The sequence below is a fragment of the Desertibaculum subflavum genome (genome assembly GCA_003576705.1).
Lineage (GTDB): Bacteria > Pseudomonadota > Alphaproteobacteria > Ferrovibrionales > Ferrovibrionaceae > Desertibaculum > Desertibaculum subflavum.
In genome coordinates, this window is the sequence record QOZS01000009.1 from 96,685 (window position 1) to 119,511 (window position 22,827).

The 22,827-nt window shown below is 64.7% G+C and carries 18 protein-coding genes and 1 pseudogene; 11 read left to right on the forward strand and 8 right to left on the reverse strand.

Features of this window, described 5'->3' with window-relative positions:
* Positions 1 to 6: 6 nt before the first annotated feature.
* Positions 7 to 1,389: an aspartate aminotransferase family protein gene (locus DT074_RS06835; protein WP_119419072.1), complete on the forward strand. Its 1,383-nt coding sequence runs from the start codon at positions 7 to 9 to the stop codon at positions 1,387 to 1,389.
* A gap of 3 nt (positions 1,390 to 1,392) precedes the next feature.
* Here the strand turns inward: DT074_RS06835 and DT074_RS06840 are convergent, their stop codons facing one another.
* Positions 1,393 to 2,691 (reverse strand): Rieske 2Fe-2S domain-containing protein, encoded by a 1,299-nt coding sequence (locus DT074_RS06840; protein ID WP_119419073.1) that lies wholly within the window; start codon positions 2,689 to 2,691, stop codon positions 1,393 to 1,395.
* 191 nt (positions 2,692 to 2,882) lie between these two features.
* Between DT074_RS06840 and DT074_RS06845 the strand changes: the two genes are divergently transcribed.
* Positions 2,883 to 3,674, forward strand: coding sequence for a universal stress protein (locus DT074_RS06845; protein ID WP_119419074.1), 792 nt, complete (start codon positions 2,883 to 2,885; stop codon positions 3,672 to 3,674).
* 1,090 nt (positions 3,675 to 4,764) lie between these two features.
* A complete protein-coding gene (locus DT074_RS06850) occupies positions 4,765 to 5,067 on the forward strand; it encodes a PQ-loop domain-containing transporter (protein ID WP_119419075.1) in 303 nt (100 codons plus the stop codon).
* Positions 5,068 to 5,144: 77 nt separating this feature from the next.
* Here DT074_RS06850 and DT074_RS06855 read toward each other — a convergent pair whose 3' ends face one another.
* The 7 genes and pseudogenes from DT074_RS06855 to DT074_RS06880 form a co-directional block, all read right to left on the reverse strand.
* Positions 5,145 to 6,104, reverse strand: coding sequence for a YeeE/YedE thiosulfate transporter family protein (locus DT074_RS06855; RefSeq protein ID WP_119419076.1), 960 nt, complete (start codon positions 6,102 to 6,104; stop codon positions 5,145 to 5,147).
* 65 nt (positions 6,105 to 6,169) lie between these two features.
* Positions 6,170 to 6,688, reverse strand: coding sequence for a peptide-methionine (S)-S-oxide reductase MsrA (gene msrA / locus DT074_RS06860; protein WP_119419077.1), 519 nt, complete (start codon positions 6,686 to 6,688; stop codon positions 6,170 to 6,172).
* Positions 6,688 to 7,164, reverse strand: coding sequence for a peptide-methionine (R)-S-oxide reductase MsrB (gene msrB / locus DT074_RS28435; protein ID WP_119419106.1), 477 nt, complete (start codon positions 7,162 to 7,164; stop codon positions 6,688 to 6,690). The genes msrA and msrB overlap by 1 nt, the downstream gene beginning before the upstream one ends.
* A pseudogene (trxA, locus tag DT074_RS28440) lies at positions 7,165 to 7,500 on the reverse strand (thioredoxin); the annotation flags it as partial.
* A 49-nt stretch (positions 7,501 to 7,549) separates the two neighbouring features.
* The gene (locus DT074_RS06870; protein WP_119419078.1) at positions 7,550 to 8,077 is read right to left on the reverse strand and encodes a YkgB family protein; all 528 of its coding nucleotides are present in this window, start codon (positions 8,075 to 8,077) and stop codon (positions 7,550 to 7,552) included.
* A 115-nt stretch (positions 8,078 to 8,192) separates the two neighbouring features.
* Positions 8,193 to 11,357 carry an efflux RND transporter permease subunit gene (locus DT074_RS06875; protein ID WP_119419079.1) on the reverse strand — a complete coding sequence of 1,055 codons (3,165 nt, stop codon included), beginning with the start codon at positions 11,355 to 11,357 and terminating at the stop codon, positions 8,193 to 8,195.
* A gap of 11 nt (positions 11,358 to 11,368) precedes the next feature.
* Complete coding sequence (locus tag DT074_RS06880) at positions 11,369 to 12,535, reverse strand: efflux RND transporter periplasmic adaptor subunit (RefSeq protein ID WP_119419080.1); 1,167 nt, start codon at positions 12,533 to 12,535, stop codon at positions 11,369 to 11,371.
* Positions 12,536 to 12,818: 283 nt separating this feature from the next.
* On the opposite strand from DT074_RS06880, the gene DT074_RS06885 reads away from it, so the two are divergent.
* The 8 genes from DT074_RS06885 to argH all read left to right on the forward strand — a co-directional run bounded on the left by DT074_RS06885 (position 12,819) and on the right by argH (position 22,371).
* Positions 12,819 to 15,674 carry an ATP-binding protein gene (locus DT074_RS06885; RefSeq protein ID WP_119419081.1) on the forward strand — a complete coding sequence of 952 codons (2,856 nt, stop codon included), beginning with the start codon at positions 12,819 to 12,821 and terminating at the stop codon, positions 15,672 to 15,674.
* Positions 15,675 to 15,818: 144 nt separating this feature from the next.
* Positions 15,819 to 17,123: an epoxide hydrolase family protein gene (locus tag DT074_RS06890; protein WP_119419082.1), complete on the forward strand. Its 1,305-nt coding sequence runs from the start codon at positions 15,819 to 15,821 to the stop codon at positions 17,121 to 17,123.
* A 49-nt stretch (positions 17,124 to 17,172) separates the two neighbouring features.
* Positions 17,173 to 17,583 (forward strand): cupin domain-containing protein, encoded by a 411-nt coding sequence (locus tag DT074_RS06895; protein ID WP_119419083.1) that lies wholly within the window; start codon positions 17,173 to 17,175, stop codon positions 17,581 to 17,583.
* A 107-nt stretch (positions 17,584 to 17,690) separates the two neighbouring features.
* On the forward strand, positions 17,691 to 18,689 hold the full coding sequence (locus tag DT074_RS06900; RefSeq protein WP_119419084.1) for an alpha/beta fold hydrolase: 999 nt from the start codon (positions 17,691 to 17,693) through the stop codon (positions 18,687 to 18,689).
* A gap of 278 nt (positions 18,690 to 18,967) precedes the next feature.
* A complete protein-coding gene (locus DT074_RS06905) occupies positions 18,968 to 19,777 on the forward strand; it encodes an SDR family NAD(P)-dependent oxidoreductase (protein ID WP_119419085.1) in 810 nt (269 codons plus the stop codon).
* A 107-nt stretch (positions 19,778 to 19,884) separates the two neighbouring features.
* Entirely contained in the window at positions 19,885 to 20,319 is a 435-nt protein-coding gene (locus DT074_RS06910; RefSeq protein ID WP_119419086.1) for an Ohr family peroxiredoxin, read from the forward strand.
* A 17-nt stretch (positions 20,320 to 20,336) separates the two neighbouring features.
* On the forward strand, positions 20,337 to 20,804 hold the full coding sequence (locus DT074_RS06915; protein WP_368744506.1) for a MaoC family dehydratase: 468 nt from the start codon (positions 20,337 to 20,339) through the stop codon (positions 20,802 to 20,804).
* A gap of 55 nt (positions 20,805 to 20,859) precedes the next feature.
* On the forward strand, positions 20,860 to 22,371 hold the full coding sequence (gene argH / locus DT074_RS06920) for an argininosuccinate lyase (RefSeq protein WP_368744507.1): 1,512 nt from the start codon (positions 20,860 to 20,862) through the stop codon (positions 22,369 to 22,371).
* Positions 22,372 to 22,827 lie beyond the last annotated feature (456 nt).

The window sequence follows — 22,827 nt, forward strand, 5'->3', positions numbered from 1 at the left end:
CAGCGCATGAACGACACGCTTCTCGCCAATTCCGCCGTCATCGCCGATTTCCGCCGCAGGACACCGGGTTCCGCGCGGCTGCACGAGGAGGCGAGCCGGTCGCTGCCGAGCGGCATCGCCCATGACTCGCGCCACCTCTCGCCCTACCCGATCTATGTCGAGCGCGCCGAGGGGCCGCGCAAATGGGATGTCGACGGCAACGAGTATGTCGACTATTTCGGCGGCCACGGCGCGCTCCTGCTCGGCCACTCGCACCCGGCCATCGTCGCGGCGGTGCAGCGGCAGATGGCGGCCGGCACGCATTACGGCTCCTGCCACGCGCTGGAGGTGCGCTGGGCGGCGCTGATCAAGCAGCTGATGCCGGCGATGGAGAACGTGCGCTTCACCTCTTCCGGCACCGAGGCATCACAGCTCGCTTTGCGCCTTGCCCGTGCCCATACCGGCAAGCCCAAGGTGATCCGCTATATCGGCCATTTCCACGGCTGGCACGATCACGTCGCCGCCGGCGCCAATTCGCATTTCGACGGCAGCGCGCCGGTCGGCACGCTCGCCGCGAGCAGCGAGAACATGCTGTTCCTGTCGGCCGACAGCCTGGCGCCCACACTCGCCGCACTCGACAGCGGAGACGATATCGCGGCGGTGATTCTGGAACCGAGCGGGGCCTCCTGGGGTCAGGTGCCGCTGCCGCCGGGTTTCCTCGAGGGCCTGCGGGAGGCGACGGCAGCCAAGGGCGTGGTGCTGATCTTCGACGAGGTCGTCACCGGTTTCCGCCTGTCGCCCGGCGGCGCGCAGGCGAAGCACGGCATCGTGCCGGATCTCACCGTGCTCGGCAAGATCGTCGCCGGCGGACTGCCCGGCGGCGCGGTGGCCGGCAGACGCGCCATCCTGGAACAGCTCGACTTCGCCGCCATGAAGGCGCAGGGCCGCGAAAAGGTCGCGCATCAGGGCACGTTCAACGCCAATCCGCTGGCCGCCGCGGCGGCAGTCGCCATGCTGGAGCAGGTGGCGACCGGCGAGCCGAACGCGCGCGCCGACCGCGCCGGCGAGAGACTGCGCGCGGGCATGAACCGGGTGCTGAGGGACGAGCGCGCGGCCTGGGCCGTCTACGGCGAGGCCTCGCAGTTCCATATCTTCACCAATCCGCGGCGCATCGCGCTCGATCCGCTGGGCTTCGACCCCGTCGCGCTCGGATTCGCCGGGCTGAAGGGCGCCAAGGATCCGGGCACGGCGAACCGGCTCCGGCTCGCCATGCTGAACCACGGCGTCGACATCATGGGCGCGCCGGGCGGCCTGATCTCCGCCGCGCATGACGACGCCGCGATCGACGCGACGATCGAAGGCTTTGCCCGCGCGGTCCGGATGCTGAAGGCCGAGGGCGATATTCCCTGAGCCTTACTCCGCCGCCTGCACGCGGCCGCGGCGGTCGCCGAAGCGCTCGAGCAGCACGTCCTCGAAATCGATGCCTTCGGCCGCGAACCAGCTGCCCGGCCGCGTGCGATAGGCTTCCGGCCGCCAGGGCGCGGTCGGCTCCTCGCCCGCCATCAGCGCCTTCGCCCCCGCCAGCAGGGTGCGGCGGAAGCGCGCCACGGCGGCATCGGTCGCGGTGAGCGTTTCGCGCGTCCGGTCGGCGATGAAGCCCTGGGATTGCTGGATCATCAGGTCCTGTTCCGCCAGGCCCTTGATGCCGGTGAAGGTGGCGCTCTTCTGTGCCTGACGATCGATCTGGAAATCGTTGCCGCGGTTGCGCAGCGGGATGTAGTCGGGACCGACCTCGGCGATGACGCCGTGGCCTTTCTTCAATTTCGCGCGCTCCTCCGGCCCGATCTCGCGCTCCGGATTCCAGGCATAGACATAGATCCAGCAGGCCTCGTCGGTGATCGGCGCCACGGTGAAGCCGAAATAGGTCTCGCCCGGCAGGGTCGAAGGGCCGGTGCCATGCGCGGGCAGCATGAACTGTGTCATGCGCCAGTAGATGCCCTCCTCGTCCGCCTTGCGGGCTCCGCCGACCACGAAGCCGACCTCGTGGTCGAGGATCTGGAAGCGCGGCATCGGGTCGTTCCTGATCCAGCGCAGCCGGCGGGCATCGGCCGGCGCATCCGGGTTCTCGTTCGACGGCACCGAGGGCGCCGGCATGTGCAGGAAGGAGAAGTGCGAAGTGTCGAGATCGCCTTCCAGGACCTGGGCCCAGTTGCACTCGATCAGCTGCTTCATCACGTACCGGCGGCCGGCCGGCATCAAACCGTATTCGAGCTCGGGCGGCGCCGGCATGCGCTCGGGCGGTCCCATCCACGCCCAGACGATGTCGCCGTATTCGCGCGTGGGATACGACTGGATGCGCACGGTGTCGTGGTGACGCGCGCCGGGCGGCACGTTCGGCAGGTCGACCGCCTTGCCGGTCACGTCGAACTTCCAGCCGTGATAGACGCAGCGCAGCCCGCAGGCCTCGTTGCGGCCGAAATACATGTCGGCGCCGCGATGCGGACAGCGTCGGTCGAACAGACCGATGCGGCCTTCGCTGTCGCGGAAGGCGACTAGATCCTCGCCCATGATCCGGACCCGGATGGGCGCGCCGTCGCGCGCCGGCAGCTCTTCCGACAATGCCACCGGCTGCCAGAAGCGGCGGAAGTAGCGCCCCATCGGGGTCTCGGCGCCCGTGCGGGTGAGAAGCTCGTTGTCCTCTGCCGACAGCATCTTGCACCTCGTTTCCTCGCGCCGGCGCGTGACACGCAGGGGCCGCTTTAGGCTCTCGTCGCACCGTCGCCGCCAAAGCCTAGCGAGGCAGGCCCCCGAGCAACAGAGGCGTCGCAGGCCCCTCGCCGGCCGACGGCTTGGCGATTGCCCGCGTGCCTCATCCGGGTCAGGATCGCTCAGGGGGGATAGCGATGCATAGTCTCGTCACCTTGATCCGCGGTTCGGACGACGATGTCGCCGCCTTGCGCGCGGCTGTCGCCCTGGCCCAGGCGGTCGGCGCGCGGCTGACCGTCGTGCATGCCGTCGATGTCGACATGCGGGCGGTGGCCGCCTTCGAAACCGCGGCCGCTGGCCTCGATGCCGCCAACAAGAACCTGGCGCGCGCGCCGGCCCGGGCCGCCTTCAAGGAGGTCTGCGGGCACATTCCCGGCTGCCGGCTGCTGGAGTTCGACACCAAGGCCGCCGAAACCGTGGAGCGTATCAGCCCCTACCACGACACCGTGGTCGTGGGGCGCCTGGCGGCGGTCGACGGCCCGGGCGCGAAGGTGTTCTCCTCGGCGTTGTGGGAGGCCGGCAGTGCGGTGCTCGTCTGTCCGCCCGGGGCGCCGAGCGCGGTGCGTCATGTGGCGATCGCCTGGAACGGATCCGCGCAGGCCGGCCGCGCGCTGCGGGCCGCCATGCCCTTCGTCGGCCAGGCCGAACGGGTCACGGTGCTGTACCGACGGTCCGGGGCGGAGGATGAGGAGCTCAAGCGCTATCTCGCGACGCACGAGGTCCGCTCGGCTGCATTCGGCTCCTATGGGGCGAGCGGCCTCACCGCGCGCGGCTGGGGCCGTGCCCTGCTCGCCGAAGTGAAGATGCTGGGCGCCGATCTTCTGGTGATGGGTGCCTATGGAGGCCGCGTCAGCAACCTGCTGGGGTTCGGGCGGGCAACGGAGAAGATCGTGACCTCGTCGTCTGTCCCGGTGCTGCTGAGCGCGTGAGGGCGGGCACGGCGGTTGTCTGTTGGGTGTGGCCTGGAATCGGGAAGGCCCCGGCGTTTGATTGCCGGGGCCTTTGATATTGCTGGTTGCGGGGACAGGATTTGAACCTGTGACCTTCAGGTTATGAGGGCGATGACCAAAGTCATAACCCATTGATAGAACAGCAGAATATTTCCAGAAAAAAATCTGTGTGCTAACAGGTGTGCTAGGAAATCTGAGGTCATCGATCAGCACGTTGGCCCCGATTAGCACAGAATCGAGCCGCTCCGCCCTACTGCCCTGGGTCACGATCAGCGCAGCGCAGCGCTGCGCCCATGCCCGTCGGCCAGACCGGGGTAGCAACGGCAAGGGCGGTCGGGGCGGAGGGCGATCGCCCGGCCTGCACAAGCAGGATGAAACTTGCTGTCCCTGGCAAGCGTAGGCACGCGCGGAAGGTCGGGAAGACCGCCCCGAACGAGCGAAGCGATCCCGTGCCCGCGCGGGGGCGGAGCCCTTAGGAGCTCCACCCGGCGGACGCTTCAGCGGACGCCGAGCAAGAAAGTGCGACGGAAATGCGCGAGTGCAAACTCGGATCAGTTTATCTGCTGGTAGGGCGAACTCGGCGGCCGGCTAAGGTACCGCGATTTCGTAGCTCAGAATGCTGGTGGACGCAGTCTGCGGCGAACCACGCTCTCGGGGCAATTCCCTGCTTACAGGGAAAATAACAGGGAATTCTGCGCATTCTGGCCGTTGGGAGCCGTCGGATTAGCTCTCAAGTGGCTGAAATCCGGGATCTTCTCCACGCAGTTCCCTGCGGTCAGAACAGGGATTGGTTTTCCGGTTTCAGGGACGCGATCCCGAATTCGTCAGCTAAGCAGGGAATCCTGGAAGAGCTGGGATTCGGCCGCGTCAGGCCGGCCGTGTTTTGGCGGCCGCGCACCCTATCGTCTTCTGTTTCAGTCTCCGCTGTGCGGCACAGCAGTTCCGATCAGGCTAAAGTTCGTCGGCTGAGGGCATGGCGCTGGCGCTCGCGTAAGGTGGCCGCGCGCGCGAGAGCGTCGGGCGAGGCGAGGAGCGCTTCATCAGATGGCCCGGCAATGAGCGGGAAGAGATGGAAAACTTTCTGTTCGTGATCGGCTATATGGGGACCGGGCTCGTCATCGGCGCCTATGCCCCTCAGATCTGGCACCTCTGGACCGAGCAATGCTCCGCCGGAATCAGCGAGCGCGCCTACGCGCTGTGGGTCGTGGCGTCAGCGCTCTTCCTCGGCCATGCCCTTATCATCGGCGATGCCGTGTTCATGATTACACAGCTCGTGAATATTGGAGCCCTGGTGGTCATCCTGGTCCTGGCACGGCGGTTCCGTAACCAGATCTGCGCCGGGCATGCGCACCAGCTTCACGTACGAAAGTAGCTCCGTTAGCGGGCAGGCCAGATATCGACTTCTTGCAGGTCAGTTCGACGTCCGATGGAGCGAGAGGCCCCTGCCGCCTAAGACCACGAGCGTGCCGTCGAGCCGAACTTGGCGATCAGTGCGGCAAGCGACACGACGAGCAGCAGATAGGCGATCCCAGCCTGCCAAGCCCCCATCGGGAACCCAACCATCAGCAGCGCATCGTTCCCACCGGGAATGCTCAGCGCACCCAATCCCATCAGGATGCCGCCCGCCGTTCGCCTGAGCACGCTCTTGAGCGTTGGCCATTTCAGCATGAAGCGACGCTTCCTCACTCTTGCGGAGACAAGGCTGCCACCGAACATGCAAACTGAAATCACGGCGCCCGCGAGGGGTATTGAGACTATCGATCCAACCGACGCTGTGATCGAGAACTGGGGCGCGAGAATCGCCAGGACCGTAAAGATGATTCCGATTGCTCCCATCGACAGCGTCAGCCGCAAGAAGTTCGACTCGGTCCGGAACCACAAGCCGAACCTCAGAACCACAATCGCGGCGAGTGCGAGGGCGAGGAGCACGGGTCCAAGCGGCACGGGAGCGCTTGCCGGGGGATGATGCGGCAGCACGCCGATTATTGAATCGATGTAGAACACGGCAAAAATGCCAAGGAACGTGAATACGAAATCGATGTCGCCGTTTCCGAAATGCCCGACAGAACCGAATACGCAGGCGCCGTTCACATAGGTGCCGCTTGCGAACAGTATGGCTGCGGGAATCAGCAAGCCAAGTGGTGACCAGCCATTCCGCACCGTCGGTGAAATTTCTAGGGACGCGTAGACGATGCCGGCCCACAGGGCGCATTCGGCAAGCGCAACGAAACGCGTCGGGCGCCTCTCCAAAACCAGTTCGGTCGTTGCGATGACGGTGCAGATCGATCCATGGTTGAGAGCGAAACCCAGGGCAAATCCGAGCACCCCGAGCAGGGCCAGACCCGGCCAGATCTGCATGGCTGCATCCGCCAGATTGAGCTCGAGACTTCCTCCGAAGAATTCGCTCATTCGGTCACCGGTTGGACTGAGAACCTCACCGCCCGCTTTAGGGGCGATGAGGTTGCAGTGCGGTCTCAGGCAGCCGCGCCGGCGCGCCGGGACAGTTTCCAGCCCGGGCGCAGGAAGTGGCAGGTATAGCCTTGCGGGTAACGCTCGAGATAATCCTGGTGCGCCGGCTCGGCCTCCCAGAACTCCCGCGCGCGCGAGACCTTCGTCACGACGCGGCCCGGCCACAGGCCAGAGGCGTTGACATCGTCGATCGTCCGGAGCGCCTCGTCACGCTGCGCCTCGGAGGTATAGAAGATCTCCGAGCGGTACGACGTTCCGACGTCATTGCCCTGACGATCCAAGGTGGTGGGATCGTGGATCTGGAAGAAGAACTCCAGAAGGTCGCGATAGCTGATGCGCGTCGCGTCGAATTCGATCTCGATCGCCTCGGCGTGAGTTCCGTGGTGACGATAGGTCGCGTTCGGCACATCGCCGCCCGTATACCCGACGCGTGTCTTGACGACGCCGGGCAGCTTGCGGATGAGATCCTGCATGCCCCAGAAGCAGCCGCCGGCGAAGACGGCACGATCAAGCGTGGCTGACATCACGAGTCCTCCTTCTTCGGCTCGACATCGAAGATGGGCAGCAGGTCGCCATAGCCCTCGGCTTCCATGTCCTCCCGGGCGACGAAGCGCAGCGATGCGGAATTGATGCAATAGCGCAGGCCGGTCGAGTCCCGTGGCCCATCGGTGAAGACATGCCCGAGATGGCTGTCGCCATGCTTGGAGCGCACCTCCACGCGGTGCATGCCGTGGCTGCTGTCCAATCGCTCGGTCACATTCTCCTTCGCGATCGGGCGGGTGAAACTCGGCCAGCCGCAACCAGAATCATACTTGTCGATCGAGGTGAATAGCGGCTCGCCCGAGACGACGTCGACGTAGATGCCGGCGGCCTTGTTGTCGACATACTCACCGGAGAACGGTTTTTCGGTGCCGTCCCTCTGGGTGACCCGGTATTGCTCCGGGGTGAGCCGGCTGACCGCTTCGTCCGTCTTCGTGTATTTCCCGCGCGCGCGTTCGATCGCGGCGGTCAGCGAAGCGCGGGTCTGGAGGCCGACCAGCGTCTCGACCGGATTGCCGCCCTTGAACAGTACCAAGGTCGGAATAGAACGGACGCCAAACTGCGCGGCCTTCAGCGGATTGTCGTCGACGTTGAGCTTTGTGACGACGAGGGCATCGCCATATTCGTCCGCGATTCTTTCCAGGACCGGGGCGATGGCGCGGCAGGGGCCGCACCAGGGCGCCCAGAAATCGACCAGCACGAGGTCGTTTCTGTGCACAGCCGCGTCGAAGTTGTCGTCGCTGATACTGGTCGGTTTGTTGGCAACGAGCGTTGTCATGTCACTTCTCCTTTTCATGCTGCATGTTTCAGACTCGATGAGGATCTCTTTCCTCGCTTCTCGCCATCTAGGCTTGGTGTGACCGCAGCGACTTGAGCGAGTCGACGGCGATCCAGATGGAGATCGCGAGCAAGCCCACGTCCTTGAGCAGGAACTGGCCGGGCAGCACGGTGATTGCCGGGAAGCCGAGCTCCGGTACGGCCACGCCGGGCGTCGAGGCGAGGAAGCTCAAGGTCGTCGCGAACAAGCCTGCGGAGAGCAAGCCGCCGAGCAGCGACCAGGCCGGCCCGGCAAGCCGGGCGGCGATCAGTACGCCGATCGAGAGCTCCACCACGCCGAGGAAGTTCGAGAAGCTCTGTACGCTCAGGGCGTCATAGAACCAGCCGATCAGCGGACTCGGCTCGACCAGGCCGACGAGCCCGTTCGCCTCGTAGGCCGTAAATTTCATGCCCCCAAACCAGGCGTAAATCAGCGCCAGCGATCCGTAGAGGCCGATTTGAGCGGCCCGCGCGCCGTACCGGTCGATGAGCGCGAGACCGCGGTCGAGTCGCTCCGCGATAGGCGGGGCGGCGGGCACGTGGACAGTCGAGAACATGATGCAACTCCTTTCGTCAGGCGTGTTGGTCCAAAGTTCTGCTACCCGTGAACAAGACTCTGCTGCGTGTGAATCGGCGCGTGCTCATCGCGAGTCTCCTTTCAGCTGTACGGGTCTAAACTGCCGCCACAGCTTGATGCTGAGTGACATCCGGTGCGGGCCTGGCCGCCCATTTGCGCAGGACGACGTAGAAGACAGGCGTCAGGAACAGACCGAACAGGGTGACGCCCAGCATGCCGGCCAGCACCGCCACGCCGATGGCATCGCGCACCTCGCTGCCCGCCCCGCTGCCCAGGAGCAGCGGCACGCAGCCGGCGATGAAGGCCACCGACGTCATCACGATGGGGCGCAGGCGCAGATGGCAGGCTTCCAGCGCCGCCTCGATGATCCCCTTGCCCTCGTGTTCCAGTTCGCGGGCGAACTCGACGATGAGGATGGCGTTCTTGCAGGCGAGCCCCATCAGGACGACCAGGCCGACCTGCACGAAGATGTTGTTGTCGCCTCCGGTGGCCCAGACGCCGAACAGCGCCGAGCACATGCAGACCGGCAGGATGAGGATCACTGCCAGCGGCAGGGTCCAGCTCTCATACAGCGAGGCGAGCACCAGGAAGACGAGCAGGATGGCGAGCGGGAACACGATCACTGCCGCCTGGCTCTGGCTGACCTGCTGGTAGCTCAGGTCGGTCCATTCCAGCTCGATGCCGCGCGGCAGAACCCGCTCCGCGATTTCGGTCAGCTTGGTGATCACCTCGGCCGAGGAGAGAATGCGCGGATCGGAATCGCCGATCACGTCGGCGGCCGGGAAGCCGTTGTAGCGGACGACCGGGTCAGGGCCATAGGTCGGTACGATCGTCACCATAGAGCTGATCGGCACCATCTCGCCGCGTGCATTGCGCGTCCGCAGGTTGCCGATATCCTCCGCCTGCTGGCGATAGGGGATGTCGGCCTGGGCCAGCACGCGATAGACCCGCCCGAACCTGTTGAAGTCGTTGACGTAGGCGGAGCCGAGATAGATCTGCAACGTTTCGAAGAGGTCGGATAACGCGACACCCTGCGCCTTCGCCTTGAGCCGATCGATCTTCACCTCGAGTTGCGGGATGTTGGCCTGATAGGAACTGACCGGATAGGTCATGCCCGGCGTCTTGGCGACCTCGGCGATGAAGGTGTTCACCGCGTCCTGCAATGCGCCATAACCAAGCCCGCCCCGGTCTTTCAGATAGAGCGAGTAGCCCGAGCCATTGCCCAGCCCCTGGATGGGCGGCGGCAGCAAGGCGTAGGAGAAGCCCTCCTTGATGCTGGCGAACTTGGCATTCAGTTCGGCCGTGATCTCGGCGGCGCTGCGCTTGCGTTCGCTGAACGGCTTCAGAAGGATATAGGCCGTCGTGATGTTCGGCGTGTTGACTGACTGCAGCGCATTGAAGCCGGCATAGGCATTGACGAAGTCCACGCCTTCGACGGTGCCGGCGATTTCGTCCATCTTACGCGTGACCGCATCCGTGCGGGCCAGCGACGCGCCTTCCGGCAGTTTCGAGCCGGAGAACAGGTAGAGCTTGTCCTGCGCCGGGATGAAGCCGCCGGGGACGGACTGGAACAGCACGACCGTCGTCACCAGCAGCCCGGCATAGACCGCGAAGGCGACGCCACGCCTGCCGACCAGCCGCCCCACCACGCCCTGATACCCGTTGGCGCTGTGCTGGAAGAAGCGGTTGAAGGGACGGAACAGCCATCCGAAACTCGCATCGAGGACACGTGCCAGGCGGTCCTTCGGCGCGCCGTGGGGCTGCAGGAGCTTCGCCGCCAGGGCCGGCGACAGGGTCAGCGAGTTGACCGCGGAGATCACCGTGGAGATCGCGATGGTGACGGCGAACTGCTTGTAGAACTGGCCGGTGACGCCCGACATGAAGGCCATCGGTACGAAGACGGCGCACAGCACCAGCGCAATGGCGATGATCGGGCCGGACACCTCCCGCATCGCCTGATGCGATGCCTCGCGCGGATTTAGGCCCTGCTCGATATAGCGCTCGATATTCTCGACCACGACGATCGCATCATCCACCACGATGCCGATCGCCAGCACCAGGCCGAACAGCGTGAGCGTATTGATCGAGAAGCCCAGCAGGTACAGGAAGGCGAAGGTGCCGACGACGGAAACCGGAACCGCAAGCAGCGGGATGACTGACGCGCGCCATGTCTGCAGGAACAGGATCACGACGAGGACGACCAGAGCCACCGCCTCGAGCAGCGTCTGCAGGACCGCGCGGATCGATTCCCGTACGAAGACGGTCGGGTCCCACACCACCTTGTAGGTGATGCCGGGCGGGAAGGTCTCGGACAGCTTCTCCAGCTTGCTGTAGACCGCCTCGGCGACGCCCAGTGCATTGGCGCCGGGCGACAGGAAGACACCGGCGGTCGCCGCGGTCTTGTCGCCTTCGAAGACCCGCATGGTGTAGTCGCCGGCGCCGAGTTCGATCCGCGCGACATCGGCGAGCTGCACCACCTGGCCATCGGCGCCGCTCTTGATCACGATCTGGCCGAATTCCTCCTCGCTGCGGAGGCGGCCGCGGACGTTGATCGAGACCAGGAAATCGGTCGTCTTGGGCGACGGCTCGGCACCTAGCTGTCCGGCCGAGACCTGGACATTCTGCTCACGCACCGCGTCGATCACATCTGTGGCGGTCAGCCCGCGCGAGGCCAGCTTGTTCGGATCGAGCCAGATGCGCATGGCATAGTCGCCTGCCCCATAGAGGCCAACATCGCCAATGCCGATCAGGCGCGACAGCTCGTCCTTGACGTTCAGCGTCAGGTAGTTGCGCAGATAGAGCGTGTCGTACTGAGCGTCGGAGGAATACAGGCTGACATACATCAGCGGCGTGGGCGACTGCTTCTGGGTCGTCACGCCGAACTGGCGCACTTGTTCCGGCAACCGGCTGAGCGCCTGGCTGACGCGGTTCTGCACGCGCACGGCGGCGGTATCGGGATCGATGCCGGGCAGAAAGGTCACGACGATCTGCAGGCTGCCGTCGGAGCCCGACACCGACTTCATGTACATGATGCCTTCGACGCCGTTGATCGCCTCTTCCAGTGGCGTCGCGACCGACTCGGCGGTCTCCTTCGGATTGGCGCCGGGATAGGTAGCGCGCACCACCACGCTGGGCGGGACCACCTCGGGATACTCGCCCACCGGCAGCAGCGGGATCGAGATCAGCCCGACCAGGAAGATAAGTAGCGACAGGACGATGGCGAAGATCGGCCGTTCGATGAAGAAGCGCGAGATGTTCATCGTTGCCTCCCTCAGTTTGCCGCGACCGGCGCCAGGGCAGCCGGCGTTTCCGACGGATCGACCGGCGCACCGGAGAAGTAGATTCTCTGGGTGCCGCCGGTGATGACCTTGTCGCCCGGCATAAGACCGGACTCGATCACGCGAAGATTCCCGCTCTTGCGTCCGAGCTTGACCTCCCGGCGCTGCGCGGTGTTGCCGGCACCCAGGACGTAAACGAACTTGCGGTCCTGGTCGGTCAGCACGGCCTTGTCGTCGATCAGGATCGACTCGGCTTCGTCGCCGCTGGTCACCTGCACGCGTGTGAACAGGCCCGGCGTGAAGACGCGGCCCGGGTTGCTCAGCCGGGCGCGCATGCGAATGCTGCCGGTCGATGAATCGACCTGGTTATCCAGAAAGTCGACCTGGCCGAGATGGGCGAAGTCTGTCTCGCCGGCGAGCGCCACGCGCACCATCAGGGTGTTCCTGTGATTACGCCGCGCATCCGCCGCGTAACGCAGGTAGCTCTGTTCGTCCGGATCGAAATCGACATAGACGGGATCCAGCGAGACCATCGTGGTCAGCAGAGCGTCGTCCGCCATGGCAAGGTTGCCGACCGTGAGCAGCGCGCGACCGGCGCGCCCATCGATCGGTGCGCGGACCTCGGTGAATTCGAGGTTGAGCTTCGCGGCATAGACGGCGGCTTCGGCTTCCTGCACATCCGCAGCGCTCTGCCCGAGGAGGGCCTGGCGGATGTCGGCTTCGTCCTGCGACACCGCGCTGGACGGCAACAGCCGGCGCGCACGATCGTTGCGGGTTTTCGCGAGCCGGGTTGCCGCCCGGGCATGTTCCAGTTTCGCCTGCGCGCTGTTCAGGGCCGCCTGGTACGGCCGCGGATCGATGACGAACAGCAGGTCGCCCTTGCGAACCTCGTCGCCTTCCTTGTAGGCCACGCGGGTCACATATCCGCTGACCCGCGGCCGAACCTCGACGGTCTCGACCGCGCTGATCCGGCCGTTGAATTCGTCCCAATGGCGGATGCGCTTGACCTGCACCGCGGTCACATCGACCTGCGTCCGGGGGATCTGGCTCGCGCCGGCGGTGTCCGTCTCTGGCGAGGCGCCGACGGTTGCAATCAGACCGCCAGAGGCCGCGAGGATCGCGACGAATGCTGCGGATACGAAGAGCTTGCCTTTCTTCATGGCCAGAGGCCTCCCGGATCGAGCTGTCCGAGTCTGTCTGGCGATCGGATTGCCTTTCGCCCTCCAGACTGCTTGGCGACATGGCTACGACCGGCATGCGTGAGGCGCACGTTATGCGTTGTGAGCAGCTGTTAGTCCGTGCGCGGAGGGCGCACGCCACTAGCCGGCATCGAGGAAGAAATGCGGGTCAAATTCTCGGCATGGCGCCAGTGCCGACTTTCCTCTAAGTTGCCGCCACGGTTGAATAATGCGGCCGCATCAGGCGGCTCCTGGGCCAGACGCGATGACGACGGCAACAGGTCAGTCCAAAGACAGTTTGTTGTTTGGGCCGTTCAACCTGATTGAGGCCGAACGACTCCTAATGAAAGGCGACGCCCCCGTCGATCTGGGTGCGCGAGCCTTCGATATCCTGATTGCGCTGACCTCTTCGCCGAATGAAGTGGTCAGCAAGAAGGATCTGATCTCCCGGGTCTGGCCGGACGTCACCGTCGAAGAAGGTAGCCTGCGGTTTCATATGGCCAGCCTGCGCAAGGCCCTGGGCGATGGGCACGACGGCGCACGCTACATCACCACCCTTGCCGGACGCGGTTATTGCTTCGTGGCACCTGTCTCACGCGGCAGTTCTGCACCCGCACCGGCGCCTGCCGCTGCTGCGAGATTCTCGCACACCAATCTTCCCGGCCGTATTGGCCGGATCATCGGGCGCGATGACGATGTCCGGAAGCTCTCTGCCGAACTCATTGCCTCGCGTTTTGTGACCGTCGTCGGTACCGGCGGTGTCGGCAAGACCACGGTGGCGGTCGCCGTGGCACATCACCTCGCAGACGAGTTCGGCGGTGCTGCACTGTTCGTCGACCTCGGTGCCCTCGCCGACCCGAAGCTGGCGCCGACCGCCATTGCCTCCATGCTGGGGCAGTCGGTCCGGTCGGAAGATGCCACAGATGGCCTGCTCGAGTTTCTGCGCACCCAGCGCGTCCTGCTGCTGCTCGATACCTGCGAACACCTGATCGAAGCGGTGGCAGAACTGGCCGCCAGGATCATGGAAGCCGCACCGCGAGTGCATATCCTGGCCACGAGCCGCGAGGCCCTGCGCGTCGACGGCGAACGCGTGTACCGGCTGGATGCGCTCGCCTATCCGCCCGATGCCACCGAGCTCACGGCGGACACCATCCGACAGTTCCCCGCCATCGAGCTGTTCATCGAGCGGGCGCTGGCGAATGGCGCGCAGCTCAGCATCACCGATACGGAAGCGCCGCTGGTCGCCAGTATCTGCCGCAAGCTGGATGGCGTGGCGCTGGCCATCGAACTGGCCGCCAGGCGGGTCGAATCGCATGGCCTGCAGCAGATTTCCACGCTGCTGGACGAGCGTCTGGCCCGCTCGTGGCAAGGTTCGCGCACGGCGCCGCAGCGCCAGAGAACATTGCAGGCCACGCTGGACTGGAGCTACGGCCTGCTGTCAGAGCAGGAACGCATGGTGCTGCGCCGGATGGCGATCTTCGTAGGGGCCTTCACCCTCGATGCGGTCCTCGATGTCGTCGCCGGTCCGCCGCTGGATCGTGCGGTCGTATTCAACGTGATCGACAGCCTGGTCGCCAAATCCATGCTGGCCACCCGTCCGATCGGGGCAATGATGCGCTACCGGCTGCTCGACACCACGCGCGCCTATGCGCTGGAGATCGGCCTGGAGACGACGGAAGCCACTGAACTGGCCACACGCCATGCCGCCTACTATCGGCGCTGGCTCGAGCAGAGCGGCACCGAATGGTCGACCTTGACCACCGGAACGGAACGTGCGCCGCATTTCGCCGGCCTCAACAACGTCCGCGCCGCGCTTGAATGGTGCTTCGGTGAAGATGGCGCCGCGGCTCTCGGCGTGGAACTGGCAGCTGCGGCAACACCGGTCTTCCTAGCCATGTCGCTGCTGCCGGAGTGCCACCGCTGGTCGGAGCGGGCGTTAGGTGCACTTGACAAGGAGCATCGCGGCGGTAGCGACGAAATGCAGCTGCAGGCCTCGCTCGGACTCTCGCTGATGTATATCCGCGGCCACAGCCAGGAGGCCAGCGCGGCGCTGAACCGGAGCATCGAGATCGCCCGGGCGCGTAACGACCACGTCAACGAAGTGCGCCTGCTTGGTCCGCTGTTCTTCTACCATATGCGCGGCGGTGAATTCAGAACATGCCTGGATGACGCCAGACGGTGCGCCGAGATTGCCGGCAGCCTGAATGATCCCGGGGCCAAGGCGCTGGCGCATACGCTGCTGGGCATAACGCTCACCCTCATGGGCGAGCTGGACGCCGCGCAGACCGAACTGGATCTGGCGATCGACGCCGGCCGGCGCTCGCCGGGCAGCCGCGCCATCCATTTCGGGTTCGATCATTACAGATGGGTTCGCGTGGCCCGGATCACGGTGCTTGCCCTGCAGGGCCATCCGGAACAGGCCGAAGCGCTGATCGAAGAAGCCTTCGCCGATGTCAGCGGCCTGTACCATCCGGTCTCGCTCGCCACCGTCATCAGCTCCACGGCCGCCTTGATATGGATCGGCGACTACGCCGCCGCCGACGCGCATCTGGACTGGTTTTTCGTCCGTGCCAAGTTGGACTCCTTTGCGCCGTATCATCAACTCGGCCACGCCTTCCAAGGCGAGCTCGCGATCTGCCGGGGCGACTTCGCATCCGGCGTCGAGATTCTACAGACCCGGGTGGCGCGGCTGCATGCTTCGGGCTACAGGCTGTTCACCATGCGACTGCAGGGCACGCTGGCCCGCGGACTGGCGGCTTGCGGCCGTTGGTCGGAAGCCCTGCGCCTGGTGGCCGAAACCGGGCAGATGATCGCAGAGAAGGGCTACACGTCCTATCTGCCGGAGCTTCTTCGCCTGAAGGGGACCATCCTTCTCGCCATGCCTGAGCGGCAGGTGGCGGAAGCGGAGTCGTGTTTTGTTGAATCGTTGAAACTCAGCCGCAGCCAGGGCGCGCGCGCCTGGGAGATGCGCGCCGCGACAGATCTGGCGGCACATTGGGCAGAACTGGGGCGCAAGGATGAGGCGCGTGCGCTGCTGCAGCCGGTCTTCGCGCAATTCACCGAGGGCCTCGATACGCCGGACCTTCTCGCGGCGAAAGCACTCCTGAAAACCCTCGGCTAGTACGGCCGCTGCAGGTCATCCGGCCGAAAACGGCCGTCTCCTGCACTACTAACATCGTCTCACAACGCCTAACGGGCCTTTTCTGCGTCATGGGCCTAGCTCTTGGACAACGGCGGATGAACCGCTGCGCCCGAGGAGCCAAGCATGACGACCGAACTCGCCACCCCGCTTATCAACCCTGGTCGCCGCCGCCTGATGGGCATGGCCGTATCCGGCATCGCCCTGGCGGGCGCCGCCAGCCTGCTTCCCGCGCCCCTCCTCGCGGCCGCAACGGTCGGCAACGCCATCCGCCCCTTCCGCATCGATGTGCCCGACGAGCAGCTGGCAGATCTGCGCCGCCGCATCCAGGCGACCCGCTGGCCGGATCAGGAGACCGTCGCCGACGGCTCGCAGGGCCCGCAACTGGCGAAGTTCCAGGACACGATCCGCTACTGGGGTTCGGATTACGATTGGCGCAAGGTCGAGGCGCGCTTGAACGCGCTGCCCATGTTCCTGACCGAGATCGACGGCATCGACATCCATTTCGTCCATGTCCGCTCGAAGCATGAAAATGCCCTGCCGCTGATCGTCACACATGGCTGGCCGGGCTCGATCATCGAGCAGCTGAAAATCATCGACCCGCTGACCAATCCCACCGCGCATGGCGGCAGCGCCGCCGATGCCTTCCATCTCGTGATCCCCTCCGTACCCGGCTTCGGTTTCTCGGGCCGGCCCAAGGAGAAGGGCTGGAACCCGGATCGCATCGCGCGCGCCTGGGCCGAACTGATGCAGCGGCTGGGCTACACGCGCTATGTCGCCCAGGGCGGCGACTGGGGTGCGCCGATCTCCAGCGCGATGGCGCGGCAGTCGGCGCCGGGGCTGCTCGGCATCCATCTCAACCTGCCCGCGACGGTGCCGCCGGAAGTGGCCATGGCCCTCGCCGCCGGCGGGCCTGCGCCGACCAACCTGTCGGACAAGGAGAAGGCCGCCTACGCCGCGATCGACACCTTCTACAAGAAGTACCGGGCCTATGGCGTCATCATGGGCACGCGTCCGCAGGCCATCGGCTACGCGCTCGCGGATTCTCCGGTCGGGCTGGCGGCCTGGATCTTCGACTACAACAACGGCGAACCGGCCCGGCGGCTGAACCGCGACGATGTCCTCGATGACATCACGCTGTACTGGCTGACCAGCACGGCGACCTCGGCGGCGCGCATCTACTGGGAGACGGCCGGACAGAGCGTGATCCTGTCGGCCGCGCAGAAGACCTCCGAAATCTCGCTGCCGGTCGCGATCACCGTCTTCCCGGATGAAGTCTACCGTGCTCCGGAGAGCTGGGCCCGTCGCGCCTATCCCAACCTCGCCTACTACAACGAAGCCGACAAGGGCGGACATTTCGCGGCCTGGGAGCAGCCCGAGCTGTTCTCGCAGGAAATCCGCGCGGCTTTCCGCGCGCTCCGGCAGCCGTAACCCCGGTTCCATCCCGAAACGACCAACACGTCATCAACAGGAGAGTCACATGAAAATGCATACTCGCATCGCAGCCGCGGCCCTCTTCACCCTCATCGGCGTCGCGTCGCCGGCCGCCCTCTCGCAGGAAGTACGCCTGGGCGACATCGGCCGCACTAATCTGATGAAGGAAGATCTGAGCATTCCAGGCCGCGAGGTCATCCAGGTCCGCGTCGACTTTCCACCGGGCGTAAGCGCTGTCCGGCACAGCCATCCGGGCGAAGAGCTCGTATATGTCATCGAAGGCGCGCTCGAATATCAGCTCGATGGCCGCGCCCCGGTGACGCTCAAGGCCGGCGATGTGCTGCTGATCCCCTACGGCACGCCGCACGCGGTGAAGAATGTCGGCGACGGCAATGCGGCCGAGCTGGCCACCTACATCGTCGAGAAGAATCAGCCGCTCTCCGCGTTGAGCGACTGAACCGCTGCCTTCAGAGGCGGCGAGGCAGGGCTTGTCGATGCCAAGGCGATCAGCCTTTCGATGCTCGCCTCAATGTACTGAGCGGGACGACGCAAGGGAGATCGAAGATGACTCATTTCGGAAAGATCAACTCTGTCCGCAGGTATCTCAAAGGGGCGGCAGCCACTGCTGCTGTCGTGGCAGCAATCGGCGTCGCGCTGACGGCCGCTCCACCTGCGATTGGCCAGAGCAGGACATGGGGAGACGAGAGGGTGATGATCGACTTCGTAAAGATCGACGACGACATCACGCTCAGGCGGATGGTGGTTCGCGCCGTGAATCCGAAGGGCACCGTACTGTTCCTGCATGGCTTCCCTGAGACGCTGTATGCCTGGAAGGACATCGCCGTAGCGCTCGGCGCCGATTACGACGTGCACGCCTTCGACTGGCCCGGCTATGGCCTGTCGTCCAGGCCGCCAGCCGGCAGATTCTCATATGCGCCGAAAGACTATGCGCATGTTCTGGACGGATATCTCGACAAGGCGGGCATCGACCGCTCGAAACTGACGATCTATGCGACGGATATCGGATCGCTTCCGGCGCTACTGTTGGCCGTGAAGGATCCCAAGGTCGCGAAGACGATCATCGTCGGCGATTTCGCGCCGCTCAACCGGCCGCAGCACATGTACGAGAGCCTGCAGCAGCTGAAATCCGGTCCTGCGATGCAGCAGGCCCGCATCCAGTTGAACGGGAACCGCGACGACATTCTGGAGAACGCCTTCACCAGGGGGCTGCCCCCTGCGGCGCGATATGAGATCTCGGGCGAGTTCAGGGACGACATGACGCGCGGATGGAACCAGGGCGCGATGACGACGGCAGATGCCTTCTCCCACTACTATGCGCATTTCACGCGAGATCAGGATTACTTCGAATCGCAACTGGAACGGCTCAAGACGCCGGTCAGGGTCGTGTGGGGCGAACAGGACCTCTACATCAAGAAGGAGATGGGGGTCGAATTCGCCGGGAAAATCCAGGCGGCGCTGACCTTGCTGCCCGGCATCGGCCACTACCCACACCTTCAGCTTCCGCAGCATGTCGTCGATGAGGTGCGCGCCTCATTCCAGTGAGCGCGCCGCCGGCTGACGCTTGGGAAGGGAGACCAGAATGACCACGAACAAAATGCTGCTGGCGGCACGGCGCAACAGCCGCCCGTCTTGGACGTAACCGCCTGTTCGAAATCGAGTTCACCGGCCCGGGTGCGGAGATATTTGCCTTCAGTTTCGGCTGACCTTGGCTGCGGCTAACAGCATCTAATAACCCATAACGGGCCTTTCCCCCATTTCCGTCGTAGCTGTTGGACCAGGCAAACGCCGAGCTTCTCGGCACGATCGGAAGGAGACGTCCAATGTCCATCTCTGCGAAAGGCGTCGCTGTTGTAACCGGCGCTTCAGCCGGGATCGGCGCGATCTATGCCGACCGGCTGGCCCGGCGCGGCTACGATCTGATTCTTGTCGGCCGCAACAGCGCCCGCCTGGAGGATGTGTCCGGGCGCATCGCCGGCGCCACCGGCCGGGTCGTCCGGACCATCGCTGCCGATCTCAACGACAAGGCCGATCTCCAGCGGCTCGAGACGCTGCTCACCACCGATCCGGCCATCACGCTGCTGGTCAACAATGCCGGTGTCGGCGCGCTCGAGCCGCTGCTGCAGTCGAAGGTCGACGCGATGGAAGCGATGATCGATATCAACGTCACCGCCTTGACCAGGCTCACCTATGCCGTGGCGCCGGCTTTCGTCGCGCGCGGCCGCGGTGCCATCATTAACATCGGCTCGGTGGTGGCCATCGCGCCGGAAGTTCTGAACGGCGTCTATGGTGCAACCAAGGCCTACGTGCTGGCGCTCAGCCTGTCGCTGCACAAGGAACTGGCCGCCAGGAACGTGCGCATCCAGGCTGTGCTGCCGGGTGCGACCGCGACTGACTTCTGGAGCGCGGCGGGCGGTGCCGTAGAGAACCTGCCGAGCGCGATCGTGATGAGGCCCGACGACCTCGTCGATGCCGCACTGGCCGGTTTCGACCAGGGTGAAGTCGTCACCATTCCCGCCCTGGCCGACATCGCCGACTGGGACGCCTATGAAGCGGCGCGTCAAAAGATGATGCCGAACCTGTCGCTCAGCTCCGTGGCGCCGCGCTATCGCCGCGTCGCCGCAGCTGCCTGACTGGAGGCATCCGACATGAGCGCCCCGGATATCATGCAGACCATCGACCAGCGCCGCCGCAAGTTGTTCGTCGATGCCGTCATTGATGTTGCCAGGATCTGACGCCCATGACCGACACTACAAGGATTGTGCATACGGCCAGAACGCGCACTTCCGGTGGCCGCGACCATGGCGTCGTGCGCAGCTTCGATGGCCGGCTGGATCTCCGAATGGCGACGCAGGGTTCGGATAAGCTCGGCACCAGCCCGGAGCATCTCCTCGCCGCGGCCTGGTCCACCTGTTTCGAAACCGGAATCCGGCTGGCTGCCCAGCGGCGCAGGATTGTTCCGCCGGAAGGCGTCACCATCGATGCAGAGGTTGATCTGTGTGCCGCGGAGAGCGGCCATTTCCTCCGGGCCCGACTCTTCATCACCATCCCGGAGATCGAACGCGATCTCGCCCGGGCGCTGATCGATGAAGCGCATCTGAATTGCCCTTACTCGAAAGCGACGCGCGGCAATATCGACGTCGCGATCACATTGGCGGACCAGCAATCAACCTGACCTTCATGGAGGACGACATGTCTGATTCACGCTTCTACCTTGACGATCTCCATTCCGGACAGCGCTTCATCAGCGAAACCCACGCAGTCGACGCCGCGCAGATCATCGACTTCGCGCAGCAATTCGATCCGCAGCCGTTCCATCTGGACGATGCCGCGGCCAGGCGCACGCTGTTCGGCGGGCTGGCCGCCAGCGGCTGGCATACGGCGGCCCTGACCATGAAGCTTCTGGTCGCCGGCACACCGATTGCCGGGGGCATCATCGGCACGGGCGGCGAGATTGCGTGGCCGCGCCCGACGCGCCCCGGCGATCTGCTGCGCGTCGAGACGGAAGTGATCGAGGTGACGCGCTCGAAATCGAAACCCGACCGCGGCATCGCCACCCTGCGCAGCGAGACAAAGAACCAACGCCACGAGGTCCTGCAGACCATCACGGTCCGCATCGTCGTGCCGGCCCGCTCGCTCGGTCAACAAGCCGCAGCCTGACGACCAAACGCCGATGAACACGCACAGGGCGGTGACCGTTGAACTGGAGACAGTCATGGACAAGCCGGCAGCCGAGCGCGAGGCCCTACTGACCGAAGCCCGCCTCAGCAGAGGGCCGGCCGGCGCTCTGATCAAATACCATGACGTTCCCGGGTTGGCCCGCGAGAAGCGTCAGATGCGGGAATTTAATCAGGTGGATTTGGCTCATACAGTCATGCTGGCAGAGCAGGGAATTCTGACGCGGAATGTCGCGAAGGTGATCCTCCAGGCACTGATTGAGCTGCGTGGGATGGAGCCTGCGGCATTTCCGATCGACCCCTTGAAGGGAAGCTTCCTTCTGCAGGTTGAGGCATACCTGTTCTCGCGGATAGGCGAGGACATCGGCGGCCAGATGCACACCGGCCGTAGCCGTATCGACCAGGGCACAAGCGTGCGTCGCCTCTATGAGCGCAATCGCATCCTCGACGTACTGGAGCGGTTGACCCAGTTCCGTGGCGCCCTGATTGAAAAGGCTGCGAAGCACTCGCGTGCCATCATGCCGGGTTACACGCACATGCAGCAGGCTCAGCCGTGGGTTTTCGGTCACTACCTCCTGAGCATCGCCGCGCGACTCGCCGAAGATTTCGAGCGCCTAACTCAGACGTATGCGCGAGTGAACCTAAACCCCCTCGGCGCCGTCGGCCTGGCCGGGACATCCTGGCCGCTCGACAGGGACCGGACCACGGAATTGCTCGGCTTCGGCGCCGTGCTGGAGAACTCCAAGCTAGGGCGCGAGGCCTTCTACGCAGCGGATGCCATCGCCTCCCTGTCCTTCATCATGGCGACTCTCAACGATCTGTCGACCGATCTCCATCTCTGGTCCAGCACAGAATTCGGATTCGTCGAGTCCGACGATGCTTACTGCGGAACCAGCAGCATCTTTCCGCAGAAGAAAAACCCGGACGGGCTCGAGACTGTGAAGAAGGCGGCGGGAGGCTCTGTAACTTGGCTCGCCACCGCGCTCGCCACTTTCCGGGCGGAGGGCACCGGCGACCAGGCCATGCGCGACCTGCCGCTGCTCGACGATGCGATCGAGACCACTGATGGAATGCTCGAACTTCTGACAGGCATCGTCTCGACCCTGGTCGTTCATGAGGACCGCATGCGCAAGGCGCTGGACGGCAGCTGGTGCACGGCCAGCAATCTCGCCGATGTGATTGTCCGCAAGACGGGGCTCTCCTTCCGACAGACCCATCATGTCGTCGCTCGCCTGGTCCGCATTTGCGTGCAGGAGAACGTCAACCCCTCGGCCATCACCGTGGAGTTGCTCAATCGAGCTGCACAGGAGACGGTCGGAAAAACAATTGCAATCGACGAGCCCACGCTTCGCGACGCGCTCGACCCCGAAGTCTTCGTTCGGACCCGAGTGACCGTCGGCAGCGTGTCCCCTACCGAGGTGGACCGCATGCTTGCGGTTGCCAGATCCAGTCTGGCGGATAGCGGGGCGTGGCTCGCCGCAGAGCGCGCGCGGCTAGACCAAGCGGCTACAAAGCTCGATGCCGCCGTATACAGCATCATCTCCACCTAAGCCGGCTCGGAGCATCCCGTACCTGCTGTCGCCGGCGAAGGCCACTTTGGAGAGCATGCGAGAGCGGTAGAGTTCGACTGATCGTCGTACTTGCCGGAGAGCTCTTCCAGGACCGGGGCGATGCGCGGCAAGGGCCGCAGCAAGGTGCCCAGGAATCGACCAGCCCGAGGTCGTCTCTGTGGATGGCTGGCGCCCGACCGCTTGGCGACAGGTTTTCTCCAATTCCTCCCGCACCAAGGATGGTGACCAGGCTCGAGATGGTCATCTGGGTGGAGAGCTCAAGCGCGTCGTCGTTCCGGCCCACCATTCGGCTTAGAGGCTGCGGAAGTTCAACTGAGGGAACCAAAGCGTGGCGATCGGCGCAGTGCCGGTAGCTCTCTCAACGACTATTGCGATCTAACAAGCCCTAACGGGCTATTGCGGTGCTCGGCGCGTAGGTCTTGAGGTGCCCTGAAG

Excerpts from the sequence above, each read along its gene's own strand:
- DT074_RS06835 (WP_119419072.1), top strand. The coding sequence starts at position 7 with ATGAACGACACGCTTCTCGCCAATTCCGCCGTCATCGCCGATTTCCGC.
- DT074_RS06840 (WP_119419073.1), bottom strand. The coding sequence starts at position 2,691 with ATGCTGTCGGCAGAGGACAACGAGCTTCTCACCCGCACGGGCGCCGAG.
- DT074_RS06845 (WP_119419074.1), top strand. The coding sequence starts at position 2,883 with ATGCATAGTCTCGTCACCTTGATCCGCGGTTCGGACGACGATGTCGCC.
- DT074_RS06850 (WP_119419075.1), top strand. The coding sequence starts at position 4,765 with ATGGAAAACTTTCTGTTCGTGATCGGCTATATGGGGACCGGGCTCGTC.
- DT074_RS06855 (WP_119419076.1), bottom strand. The coding sequence starts at position 6,104 with ATGAGCGAATTCTTCGGAGGAAGTCTCGAGCTCAATCTGGCGGATGCA.
- msrA (WP_119419077.1), bottom strand. The coding sequence starts at position 6,688 with ATGTCAGCCACGCTTGATCGTGCCGTCTTCGCCGGCGGCTGCTTCTGG.
- DT074_RS06870 (WP_119419078.1), bottom strand. The coding sequence starts at position 8,077 with ATGTTCTCGACTGTCCACGTGCCCGCCGCCCCGCCTATCGCGGAGCGA.
- DT074_RS06875 (WP_119419079.1), bottom strand. The coding sequence starts at position 11,357 with ATGAACATCTCGCGCTTCTTCATCGAACGGCCGATCTTCGCCATCGTC.
- DT074_RS06880 (WP_119419080.1), bottom strand. The coding sequence starts at position 12,535 with ATGAAGAAAGGCAAGCTCTTCGTATCCGCAGCATTCGTCGCGATCCTC.
- DT074_RS06885 (WP_119419081.1), top strand. The coding sequence starts at position 12,819 with ATGACGACGGCAACAGGTCAGTCCAAAGACAGTTTGTTGTTTGGGCCG.
- DT074_RS06890 (WP_119419082.1), top strand. The coding sequence starts at position 15,819 with ATGACGACCGAACTCGCCACCCCGCTTATCAACCCTGGTCGCCGCCGC.
- DT074_RS06895 (WP_119419083.1), top strand. The coding sequence starts at position 17,173 with ATGAAAATGCATACTCGCATCGCAGCCGCGGCCCTCTTCACCCTCATC.
- DT074_RS06900 (WP_119419084.1), top strand. The coding sequence starts at position 17,691 with ATGACTCATTTCGGAAAGATCAACTCTGTCCGCAGGTATCTCAAAGGG.
- DT074_RS06905 (WP_119419085.1), top strand. The coding sequence starts at position 18,968 with ATGTCCATCTCTGCGAAAGGCGTCGCTGTTGTAACCGGCGCTTCAGCC.
- DT074_RS06910 (WP_119419086.1), top strand. The coding sequence starts at position 19,885 with ATGACCGACACTACAAGGATTGTGCATACGGCCAGAACGCGCACTTCC.
- DT074_RS06915 (WP_368744506.1), top strand. The coding sequence starts at position 20,337 with ATGTCTGATTCACGCTTCTACCTTGACGATCTCCATTCCGGACAGCGC.
- argH (WP_368744507.1), top strand. The coding sequence starts at position 20,860 with ATGGACAAGCCGGCAGCCGAGCGCGAGGCCCTACTGACCGAAGCCCGC.